General features: G+C 72.7%; 10 protein-coding genes and 1 pseudogene. 4 read left to right on the top strand and 7 right to left on the bottom strand.

Annotated elements, in window-relative coordinates:
- From AB0G02_RS20145 to AB0G02_RS20135, 3 genes are all read left to right on the top strand, one after another.
- The coding region (locus AB0G02_RS20145; protein WP_360796499.1) for a molybdopterin cofactor-binding domain-containing protein at positions 1–2,011 on the top strand (2,011 nt) is incomplete at its 5' end.
- On the top strand, positions 2,008–2,853 hold the full coding sequence (locus AB0G02_RS20140) for a xanthine dehydrogenase family protein subunit M (RefSeq protein ID WP_360796496.1): 846 nt from the start codon (positions 2,008–2,010) through the stop codon (positions 2,851–2,853). The genes AB0G02_RS20145 and AB0G02_RS20140, both read left to right, overlap by 4 nt.
- On the top strand, positions 2,850–3,353 hold the full coding sequence (locus AB0G02_RS20135; protein ID WP_360796493.1) for a (2Fe-2S)-binding protein: 504 nt from the start codon (positions 2,850–2,852) through the stop codon (positions 3,351–3,353). The genes AB0G02_RS20140 and AB0G02_RS20135 overlap by 4 nt, the downstream gene beginning before the upstream one ends.
- Positions 3,354–3,371: 18 nt before the next feature.
- On the opposite strand, the gene AB0G02_RS20130 is transcribed toward AB0G02_RS20135, so the two are convergent.
- From AB0G02_RS20130 to AB0G02_RS20100, 7 genes are all read right to left on the bottom strand, one after another.
- On the bottom strand, positions 3,372–4,670 hold the full coding sequence (locus AB0G02_RS20130; protein ID WP_360796490.1) for a PHB depolymerase family esterase: 1,299 nt from the start codon (positions 4,668–4,670) through the stop codon (positions 3,372–3,374).
- Positions 4,671–4,911: 241 nt separating this feature from the next.
- A complete protein-coding gene (locus AB0G02_RS20125; protein WP_360796487.1) occupies positions 4,912–6,492 on the bottom strand; it encodes an ABC-F family ATP-binding cassette domain-containing protein in 1,581 nt (526 codons plus the stop codon).
- A gap of 218 nt (positions 6,493–6,710) precedes the next feature.
- The gene (locus AB0G02_RS20120) at positions 6,711–7,157 is read right to left on the bottom strand and encodes a hypothetical protein (RefSeq protein ID WP_360796484.1); all 447 of its coding nucleotides are present in this window, start codon (positions 7,155–7,157) and stop codon (positions 6,711–6,713) included.
- A complete protein-coding gene (locus tag AB0G02_RS20115) occupies positions 7,154–7,837 on the bottom strand; it encodes a hypothetical protein (RefSeq protein WP_360796481.1) in 684 nt (227 codons plus the stop codon). Before AB0G02_RS20115 ends, AB0G02_RS20120 begins: the two co-directional genes overlap by 4 nt.
- The gene (locus AB0G02_RS20110) at positions 7,834–8,259 is read right to left on the bottom strand and encodes a hypothetical protein (RefSeq protein ID WP_360796477.1); all 426 of its coding nucleotides are present in this window, start codon (positions 8,257–8,259) and stop codon (positions 7,834–7,836) included. Before AB0G02_RS20110 ends, AB0G02_RS20115 begins: the two co-directional genes overlap by 4 nt.
- A 35-nt stretch (positions 8,260–8,294) precedes the next feature.
- A complete protein-coding gene (locus AB0G02_RS20105; protein ID WP_360796474.1) occupies positions 8,295–9,572 on the bottom strand; it encodes a hypothetical protein in 1,278 nt (425 codons plus the stop codon).
- Positions 9,565–10,152, bottom strand: coding sequence for a hypothetical protein (locus tag AB0G02_RS20100; protein ID WP_360796471.1), 588 nt, complete (start codon positions 10,150–10,152; stop codon positions 9,565–9,567). The genes AB0G02_RS20105 and AB0G02_RS20100 overlap by 8 nt, the downstream gene beginning before the upstream one ends.
- 30 nt (positions 10,153–10,182) lie before the next feature.
- Between AB0G02_RS20100 and AB0G02_RS20095 the strand changes: the two are divergent.
- Positions 10,183–10,277 (top strand): annotated as a pseudogene (locus tag AB0G02_RS20095) (prephenate dehydratase); the annotation flags it as partial.

Raw genomic sequence — 10,277 nt, 5'->3', positions numbered from 1 at the left:
CGACGCGTTCGACCGCGCCACGGCCGAGGACGCGCTGGAGCTGATCGACGTCGAGTACGCGCCGCTGCCCGCCGTCACGACGCTGGAGCAGGCGCTGGCACCGGACGCGCCCCGCCTGCACGAGGACTGGCCGGACAACGTGGCGGGCGGCACCACGGTCGCGCAGGGCGACGTGGAAGCGGCGTTCGCGCAGGCCGACGTGGTGCTGCGTGAGACGTTCCGCTTCGCCCGGCAGCTGGGTGCGCCCCTGGAGACGCGGGGCGTGGTCGCGACGTGGGACCCGTTCACCTCGCACCTGGACGTGTGGCTCAACACCCAGAGCCCGCACCTGGTCCGCGAGCTGTTCGCCGAGGTCCTCGGCCTGTCGGCGGACAAGGTGCGGGTGCGCGTGCCCGACATCGGCGGCGGTTTCGGCACCAAGGCCGGGTTCTACGGCGACCAGGTCGTGGCCGCCGTCCTGTCTCGCGCGTCCGGGCGTCCGGTGAAGTACGTCGAGGACCGGCGGGAGAGCTTCGTCGCCACCGTGCACGCGCGGGAGCAGCGCATCGACGTCGAGCTGGCGGCCCGCGCCGACGGCACGATCACCGGCCTGCGCGGCACCGTGCACGGGGTGCTCGGCGCGAACTTCAGCACCGTCGGCCTCAGCCCGTGCTGGACGACCGCCGCCGTCCTGGCCGGGCCGTACGCCATCCCGGCGGTCCGGGTGGACGTCGTCGGCGTCGTCACCAACAAGACCCCGTACGGCGCCTACCGGGGCTACGGGCTGCCCAAGGCGAACTTCGTGCACGAGCACATGGTGGAAGCGCTCGCCCGCCGGTTGGACCTGGACCCGCACGACGTGCGCCGGCGCAACTTCGTGACCGACTTCCCCTACCAGAGCCCGGTGTTCGTCTACGACAGCGGTCGGTACGCCGAGTGCCTCGACCTGTGCCGCGACGCCGTGCGCCGCGCCGGGTGGGCGGACCGCGTGGCCGGTGCGCGGGCGGACGGCGCGCACGTCGGCATCGGCTACGCCTTCCACAACGAGGTGTCCGCGTTCGCGCCGTCCCGGATCGTCAACATGTCGGGCCTGGACCACTCGGGCTTCGACGAGGCCGCGGTGCGCATCGACTCCACCGGGCGGGTCAGCGTCCACACCGGACAGACGTCGATGGGCCAGGGCATCCACACCGCGCTGGCGCAGGTCGCCGCGCACGCCCTCGACGTGCCGCTGGACCACGTCACGGTCATCGCCGGGGACACGGACACCGCGCCGTACACCGGGTACGGCACCGCGGCCAGCCGTGCCGCCGCGGTCGGCGGAGCTGCCGTCCTCAACGCCGCCACCCGGCTGCGGGCCAAGGTGCTGCGCATCGCCGCGCACGTCTTCGAGGCCTCGCCGCACGACCTGGTGATCACCGACGGCGTGGTGTCGGTCAAGGGCGTGCCGGGGCGGGCGGTGACGTTCGCGGAGATCGGTGACGCGGCCTACCGGCGACCGCACGGCGTGCTGCCCGACGACGAGGCGCCGACGCTGCACGAGCGCGAGGTGTACGACCCGGTCAACGTCGCCACGGCGTTCGGCTGCACGGCCGTGCTCGCCTCGGTCGACGTGGAGACCGGGGTCGTGGACCTCCTCGGCTACCTCATCGCGCACGACTGCGGCACGGTGATCAACCCGATGATCGTGGACGGCCAGCTCCAGGGCGGCGCGGCGCAGGCCATCGGCGGCGCGCTGTACGAGCGGCTGGCCTACGGCCCGGCGGGCGAGGCGCTGACCCGGTCGTTCGCGGACTACCTGCTGCCGACGGCGACCGTGGTGCCGCCGTTCGGGATCGACCACACGGAGACGCCCGCGGACCACATCCCGGGCGGCTTCAAAGGTGCCGGGGAGGCCGGGGTGATCGGTGGAGGGGCGGCGATCGCGCACGCCGTGGAGGACGCGCTGGCGGGGTTCGGCGTGCGGATCACGTCGCTGCCGATCACCCCGCCGGACCTGCTGGCCGCGATCCGCGCCGGGACCGACCGGTGAAGGCGGCGCCGTTCGACTACGTCCGGGCGTCCACGCCCGGGATGGCGGTGGAAGCGCTGCGGCAGGGCGCGGTGGCGCTGGCGGGCGGTCAGAGCCTCATCCCGCTGCTGAACGCGCGGTCACGGCGGCCGGCGGTCGTGGTCGACGTGTCGCGCCTGCCGCTGACCGACGTCGAGCAGACCGGCTCGGCGCTGGTGCTCGGGGCGCTGACCCGGCTGCGCGCCGCCGAGACGTCACCGGTCGTGCGCCGGGCCGCGCCGCTGCTGGCCGAGGCCCTGACGCACGTCGGCCACGTGTCCGTGCGCAACCGCGGCACGGTCGGGGGCAGCGTCGCGCACGCCGACCCGGCGGCGGAGCTGCCGGCCGTCCTGCTGGCGCTGGACGCGGTGTTCTCCGCCCGCGGTCCCGGCGGCACGAGGACGATCGACGCCCGTGACTTCTTCCTCGGCCCGCACCGCACCGCGCTCGCCCCGGACGAGCTGCTGACCGGCATCCGGATCCCGCTGCCGCCGTCGACGGCCCGTCACGGCGTGGCCGAGCTGAGCCGCAGGCCCCAGGACCTGGCGATCACGGCGGTGTTCACCTCGGTCGTGCTCACCGACGACGTCGTCACCGAGGCCCGCATCGCCGTGGCCGGTGCGGCGCCCACCCCGATCCGGGCCCGTGCGGCGGAGGAGCTGCTGCTGGGCGAAACGCCCACCGCCGAGGTCCTGGCCGCGGCGGGCGAAGCGGCGGCGGGCGCGACCGACCCGGTCGACGACCTGCGCGCACCGGCCGCGTACCGCCGGGACATGACGGCCGTGCTCACCCGCCGGGCGCTGCGGCAGGCGGTGGCGGGGTGAAGGTCACCGTCACCGTGAACGGCCACACCCGCGCGGCGGACTGCGAACCCCGCCGCACGCTGGCCGACTTCCTCCGGCACGACCTGGGCCTCACCGGCGTGCACGTCGGCTGCGAGCAGGGCGCGTGCGGCTCGTGCACGGTCCTGCTGGACGGTGCGACGGCCCGGTCCTGCTGCGTCCTGGCGGCGCAGGCGGAGGGCGCCGACATCACCACGGTGGAGGGCCTGGCGACCACGGCCCTGAACCCCCTGCAGGAGTCGTTCCGCCGCCACCACGCCCTCCAGTGCGGCTTCTGCACGCCGGGGATGCTCGCGGTGGCGACGGAACTGCTGCGCGACAACCCGTCGCCCACCGAGGCCGAGATCCGCACGGCGATCTCCGGCAACCTCTGCCGCTGCACCGGCTACCACGGCATCGTCACCGCCATCGCCGCCGCGCGCGACGAGGGCGGCGGTGGCAGCCCGCCCGACGTCGCGACACCGCGTCCGCCCGGGGGCTGACCACCGCCGCCGGCCGCGTCAGCGCCGGGTCCACCGCTGGTTGGCCTGCCCGTTGCAGGACCACAGCAGGACCCTCGTGCCGTTCGCGGTGCCCAGGGCCTCGGCGTCCAGGCACAGGCCGCTCTGCGACCCCTTGATCGAACCGTCCGACTGCGCCACCCACCGCTGCGACGCCTGCCCGGTGCAGTCCTGGACCTGGACCGCCGTGCCGGCGCTCGTGCCGCCGCCCGCGGGGTACAGGCACTTGTCGCCGTAGACCCTCAGCTCACCGGCCGCGGTCGCCGTCCACTGCTGGTTCGCGCCGCCGTTGCAGTCCCAGAGGTCGATCGCGGCGCCGTTCACCCGGCTCGCCCCGACGACGTCCAGGCACCGGCCGGACTGCACGCCGACCAGGGAGGCCCCGGACGACGGCTGCTCGCCGATGCCGAAGAAGCGGATCGCCTCGTCGGCCAGGAGCTGGAGGTTGTGCGGTTGCCCCTGCTCGCGGATCGCCTCGACGCGGGTGCCGTAGCGGGTGCGGGTCCAGGTGCTGCGCGGGGTGTTGTACTCGGTGGAGGTGGGCGTCTGGCTGACGCCGAGCACGTTCGTCCACTGCTCGATCCCCTCCCCGAAGTTGGCGAAGCGCAGCACGTCGTCCTCGGTGCCGTGCCACAGCTGCACCCTCGGGCGCGGGCCGGTGTAGCCGGGGTAGGCGGCGCGCACCAGGTCGCCCCACTGCTGCGGGGTCTTGTCGACGCGGCCTTCGGCGCACTCGGTGTTCCACGAGTTCGACCCGGCGAAGCAGCCGAAGGGGACGCCGGCGAACGACGCGCCGGCCTGGAAGACGTCCGGGTACGAGCCGAGCAGGACGTTGGTCATCATGCCGCCCGAGGAGTGGCCGGTGACGAACGTGCGGGCCGGGTCGCCGTTGTAGCGCTGCTGCACGTACTTGACCATCGACACGATGCCCTGGGCGTCACCGCCGCCGTTGTGCGTCAGCACCGACTGCGAGTGGACGTCCCAGCAGCCGTCCGAGCTGACGGCCGACGGGTAGATGACGATGAACCCGTACCGGTCGGCCAGCGAGGCGTACTGCGTGCCGCCGTAGAAGTCCTGGGCGGTGCCGTGGCACCAGTGCGCGCCGACCACCACGGCCGGTTTCGCCGTCACCGTGCTGGGGACGTACAGGAACATCCTGATCCCGCTCGGGTTCGCCCCGAAGTCCCGTACTTCCTGGAGCGACGCCGCGTGCGCGGTGGGGACCACCGCGAACGCCGTCACCAGGCCGAGCAGGGCGGACACGAGTGCCGCCAGCGTTCTCGACTTGCCGTGGGTCATCCGAAACCGCCTTGTTCCGACGAAGGGCGCGGCAGGGGCGCGAGCGGGGAGATTGTTAAGTGAACGATGAAACCAAGTCAATGCTCCATCTCGCCCAGCGCATCGCGCAGGGATCGGAAAACCCCAGGTGGGGCGGCTGCCGTCGGCTTTGTTGCTTGTTGGCGCAAGCATCTCGTCTGGATCGACGAGACGACCGACGTGCCGCCCCACCCGTTGTCCGCGCGGCAGGACGCTCGGGTGATCACCCGGCGTCGCGCAGCCTCCCGTCCTGGAGGACCAACCGCCGCGTGACGCCGATGCCCTCCAGGAACCGCTCGTCGTGGCTCACGACGACGAACGCGCCCCGGTAGGCGTTGAGCGCGTTCTCCAACTGGCCCACGCTCACCAGGTCCAGGTTGTTGGTCGGCTCGTCGAGCAGCAGCAGGTGCGGCGCGGGTTCGGCGAACAGCACGCACGCCAGCGTCGCGCGCAGCCGCTCACCACCGGACAGCACGCCCACCGGCAGGTGGACCCGGTCACCCCGGAACAGGAACTGCGCCAGCAGGTGCATCCGGCGTTCCGCGGACAGGCCCGGCGCGGCCGCGGCGAGGTTGTCGAGCACGCTGCGGTCCGGGTCGAGCAGGTCCAGCCGCTGGGACAGGTAGGCGACCCGGTCACCGACGTCGAGCAGCCGCAGCAACGTGGACTTGCCCGCGCCGTTCGCGCCGGTCAGCGCGATGCGCTCGGGACCGCGGACGGTCAGGTCCACGCCGGGGTCCGCGAACACCGCGCGGTCGCCGTGGTGGACCTGGAGGTTCTCGCCCTGGAACACCGTGCGCCCGGCCGGGACGGTCGTCGCGGGCAGCACCAGCGTGATGGCCTGGTCGTCGGGCAGGTTGCGGCTCGCGTCGTCCAACTTGGACTGGGCGTCCGCGACGCGGTCGGCGTGCGTCTCCTCCGACCGGGCGGCGGTCTTCTCCGCGTTGCGCTTCATGTTGCCCGCGAACAGCTTCGGCAGCCCCGCGTCACCGAGGTTGCGGGCGGCGGTGCTCGCGCGGCGCGCGGCGCGTTCACGGGCTTGTTGCAGCTGCGCCTTCTCGCGCTTGACCTCCTGCTCGGCGTTGCGCACGGCCCGTTCGACGGCGTCCCGCTCGACCCGCACGGCCTGCTCGTAGTCGGTGAAGTTCCCGCCGTGCAGGCGCAGCTCGCCGCGGGAGAGCTCCGCCACGCGGTCCACCCGGTCCAGCAGCTCGCGGTCGTGGCTGACGACCAGCAGGCAGCCGTTCCAGCCGTCCAGGACGGCGTGCAGCCGGCGGCGGGCGGCGCGGTCGAGGTTGTTGGTCGGCTCGTCGAGCAGCAGCACGTCCGGCTGCTTGAGCAGCTGCGCGGCGAGGCCGAGGGAGACGATCTGCCCGCCGCTGAGCGTGTCGAGCGTGCGGGTCAGCGCCACGTCGCCGAGACCGAGCCGGTCGAGGTGGGCGCGGGAGCGCTCCTCCACGTCCCAGTCGGAGCCGACGGCGGTGAAGTGCTCCTCGGCGGCGTCGCCGGACTCGATGGCGTGCAGCGCCCGCAGCACGCCGTCGACGCCGAGCACCTGCGCGACGGTCAGGTCCGCGGCCAGCGGGAGGTGCTGCGGCAGGTAGCCGAGGGTGCCGCGGACCGACGCGGAACCCCTGGTGGGGCGCAGGTCACCGGCGATCAGCCGGAGCAGCGTGGACTTGCCGGCGCCGTTCGGAGCGACCAGCCCGGTGCGGCCGGCGCCGACCGTGAACGACAGGTCGTCGAACACCGGGGTGTCGTCGGGCCAGGAGAAGGACAGGGAGGTGCACACGACGGAAGACATGGGTGAAGACCTTCGGGTGGGACGCGGGCGTCAGGCCCGGCGCGGATCAGGGATCGACGACGCGACCACTGCGAACGTGCTCTGCGCACGCGCGGTGGTCTGCGGGGCCGGGTAGTCACCCGGAGACGTCGACTTCGCCTGCCACTTCTGCGATCTCCCTCGATGCGGTCGCCACCCAGTCTAACGGCGCGACCGCGGCGTGGTGCGTGCCGCCGATCTCACCCGGTCGGGTGGTTGCCGCTCCACCAGCGCTCGAACAGCAGGTCGGCGTGGTGCTCGTAGAGGTCCGGCAGGTCGTGGACGTTCACGGTCTTGGCCCAGGTCCCCTGGTCGACCTGCACGAAGCCCAGCTCGGCCGCCTCGGACTTGTCGTCCCCGAGGAAGTACAGGCCGACGTCGCCGCCGGGGCCGATGCTCACCACCTGGCACACCCGGCCCTTGTACCCGGTGCGGGTGGTGACGTCGGTCAACCGCTCGCACTGGTCGACGCCGACCACCGCGACCCACAGGCCGCGCGCCTCGTCCCGGCCGAACAGCTCCGGGTCCGGGTTGTCCGCCTCCCGGGACACCAGCACGACCCGCCCGTCCTCCGGGTAGTCGTTGCACAGGTGCTCGACACCGCGGACGGTGGCGTAGATGCCCGACCTCGGGCGCGTGTACGTCATCGCACCGGCTCCCATCCGAACGCCTCTCCCCGGTACACCGCGACCACCGTGCGCACGCCGTCACGCCCGTGCGCCACGATCACCGACCCGCCCGGCACCCGGTCCGGCCGACGCCACCACTCCGGCACGCCGAGCTGCGGGTCGGCGGTGATCCCGGTGCCGCTGTAGGGCCACGGGTTGATCTGCTTGCGGTAGGTGTTGGGGTCCACGCCCGCCGCCGCGGCGGCGTCCGCCATCGCGTAGGCCGCCTCGCGCACCGCGTCCGAGTCCCACGGCAGCGGCGCGGCCGGGTCGGAGACCGAGGGGGCGCCGAAGGGGACGACGAACTTGTTCGGCTCCACCGCCCGGAACTCCAGCAGGTGCAGCACCGGCAGGTCCGGGCGGAACGGCGACCCTTGGTAGTCCAGCCGCAGCGCGCGCATGAAGTCCACCGGCGTGCGCAGCTGGGCCACGTCCTGCGCGCGCACGACCGTGCCGCCCACCGTGCGGTAGTCGAACGGCGAGCGCTGCCCCCACACGCCCTGCGACACCTCGGCCGCCAGGTACCGCTCCGGCGCACCGGGGGGCAGTGCCTTCACCATCAGCGTGTCGGGGTCGAGGGTGACCACGGTGTGCACCCGCGCGGTCAGCTCGCGCTCGCGCGGGCTGAGCGCACCCGACCCGGGAACCGGCAGCGTCACGGCGTCTCCTCCGCGGGCCGCGGGAACGTGCGTTCACGCCACTTCTGGAACAGCAGGTCCCGCTGCTCTTCGTGGTAGTCGTGCAGTTCGCGGACCGGCACGGTTTTGAAGAGCTCGTACTTGTTGTGCTCCACGAACCCGCCCGCCGTGGTGGCCCAGGCGCCGTTCCAGTCGGCGTACTGGATCTTCACGGTGCCGTCGTCGTTGACGGACACGACCTCGACCCGGTAGCCGCTGTACCTGGCGAACGTGTTCACCGCGAACACCCGGTCGCAGTCGCTGAGCGGATACTTCCCGACCCAGCCCCGGTAGTAGTCGACCCACTGGTACCGGGACGGGTCGGGGTTCTCCGGCGTCTTCTCGATGACCACGACCGTGTCGCTGTCGTTGCGGTACGCGGCCTCGTACTCACGCCCGTTCATGCGGACGTGAGTGCCGGACCGGAATGACGGATAACTCATGACGCCGGCACCCAACCCAGATCCTGGTCGAAGACGTGGCTGATGGTGCGGTGGCCATTCCGGTCGTACTCGACCATCTGCGCGCCGTGCGGGATATCCATGCGTTTCGACATCTCTCGCTCCGGCACGCCGTTCGGGTCGGCGGTCACGCCCACGCCGCTGTAGGGCCAACTGTAGTTCGACCTGTTGTAAGACGTCGGGTCGAGCCCGACCGTGCGTGCGGCGTCGTGCATGTGATCGGACGCCCTGCGCACGGACGGGTCGCGGTCCAGCGCGCCGTGGTCGGTCGCGACCGGCGCACCCAGCGGCGTCTTGTAGAGCTCCGGGTCTTTCGCCGGGAACTCGATCACGTTCACCCGGTCCATGTTCGGGTGGTAGGGGCTGTTGGCGTAGTCCAGCCGGTTGCCCTGGACCAGCGCGGCCGGCGTGTTCAGGTGGGTGGCGTCCTGCTGCCGCGCCACGAACCCGCCGACCTCCTTGTAGTCACCCTTGAGGTACTTGTCGACGTCACCCGGTGGGATCACCTTCTGCATCGGGGTGTCGTTGCCGATGGTGACGTGCTGCTGCGCCCGCGCCATCAGTTCGCGCTCGTGCTGCGTGAGCCGCCCGGAACCGGGGACGCCGCGGTCGTGCGGCTCCTCGGACAGCTTGTGCATCGCGTTGTCGAGCTCCTGGCGCTCCTTCGGCGTGAAGTGCTTGTCCCACTCCTCGCGCCAGGACGGGCCCAGGTTGCGACCACCGGCCGGACCACCGCCACCGCCGCCGGGGCCACCGCCACCGGGCGGCGTCGGGGGCAGGTGCACGCCGGCGCCACCGCCCGGATCCGCGTGGTGCGCGCCGGGGTCGCTCCCGCCGTGGCCGACGGAACCGGGCGCGTGCACCTTCGAGCCGCCGCCGGACGCGCTGGAGGTCGTGGTGGTGCCGCCGCCGTGCACCGACCGCACCGACGCGCGGTCCTGGTGCGTCCCGGAGAAGTGGCGCTCGTAGTGCTGGTCGACCGCCTGGATCGACTTCGCCGTCTCCTTGAGGTTGTGCCCGGACCTCTCGGCCACCCGGCCGCCCTCGGACACCACCTTCCCGCCGATCTCGGTGGCCTTGCCGAAGAACTTCGTCAGCGTCGCGCCGATCCCGGTGCGGTCGCCGGACGCGCTCGCGGCCAGCTTGTGCCCGGCGGCGGCCAGCTTGTCGCCACCGGCGTGCAGCTTCTGCCCGAAGCTCTCCAGCGTGCCGCCGGACCGGGTCAGGTGGTCCGGGTCGATGTGGATGTCACTCACCGGCCGGCACCCCTCTCCTCGCGGTCGCCATCGAACCGGCGCTCGCCACCGTGTCGTTCAGCGTGTTCTGCGGCAGGTTCCGCAGGTTCTCGGCGGACTCCTGCACGCCGCGCTCGAAGCTCTCCCCGCCCGCGGAGGCGACCTTGCCCAGGTCGACGCCCTCGTCGGTGCCCAGCACGTTGCCCAGGAGCTGACCGGCCAGCTCCATGCCCGCCGCCTCCAGGGCCGCGAAGACCGGACCGGTGATCGCGTCCATGAGCTGCTGCTCGACGGACTGCACGGCCTGCTCGATGAGCTGCTTGACGATCACCCGGGTGATGCTGATCTGCGCCGCTGCCGCCGCCTCGGACGCGCCGAAGGTGAACGGCGCCGCCGCCTGGTCCGCGATGATCTCCGCCGCCAGCGTGATCAGCTGCACGATGGCCGCGAGCTTGAGGCCCACCACGACCACGGCGGCCACGTCCAACCCGGTGCCGAGCAGGTCGAACCCCTGGGCGAGCTGGTCCAGGTGCCCCTCGGCCAGCTTCTTCCACAGCGCCTCGAACCGCTTCAGCGACTCCAGCGAGTTGACGCCGAGCATCTCCGCGATGTCGGCCTGCGCGTCGCCGGTGTGCCCGCGACGATGGACGCGCTGACCGAGGGCGAGCCCCTGGTCGCGGTCGCGGAGTCGGTGCTGCCGGTGCGGTTCAGCGTGCTGGTGCGGCC

This window comes from Actinosynnema sp. NPDC023658 (assembly GCF_040639995.1).
Taxonomy (GTDB): Bacteria; Actinomycetota; Actinomycetes; order Mycobacteriales; family Pseudonocardiaceae; genus Actinosynnema.
Note: the sequence above shows the minus strand (reverse complement) of the source record. Positions and strands in the feature narration are given on the sequence as shown.

Coding starts and splice junctions, on each gene's coding strand:
- AB0G02_RS20125 (WP_360796487.1), bottom strand. CDS start 6,492: ATGTCTTCCGTCGTGTGCACCTCCCTGTCCTTCTCCTGGCCCGACGAC.
- AB0G02_RS20120 (WP_360796484.1), bottom strand. CDS start 7,157: ATGACGTACACGCGCCCGAGGTCGGGCATCTACGCCACCGTCCGCGGT.
- AB0G02_RS20130 (WP_360796490.1), bottom strand. CDS start 4,670: ATGACCCACGGCAAGTCGAGAACGCTGGCGGCACTCGTGTCCGCCCTG.
- AB0G02_RS20100 (WP_360796471.1), bottom strand. CDS start 10,152: ATGCTCGGCGTCAACTCGCTGGAGTCGCTGAAGCGGTTCGAGGCGCTG.
- AB0G02_RS20110 (WP_360796477.1), bottom strand. CDS start 8,259: ATGAACGGGCGTGAGTACGAGGCCGCGTACCGCAACGACAGCGACACG.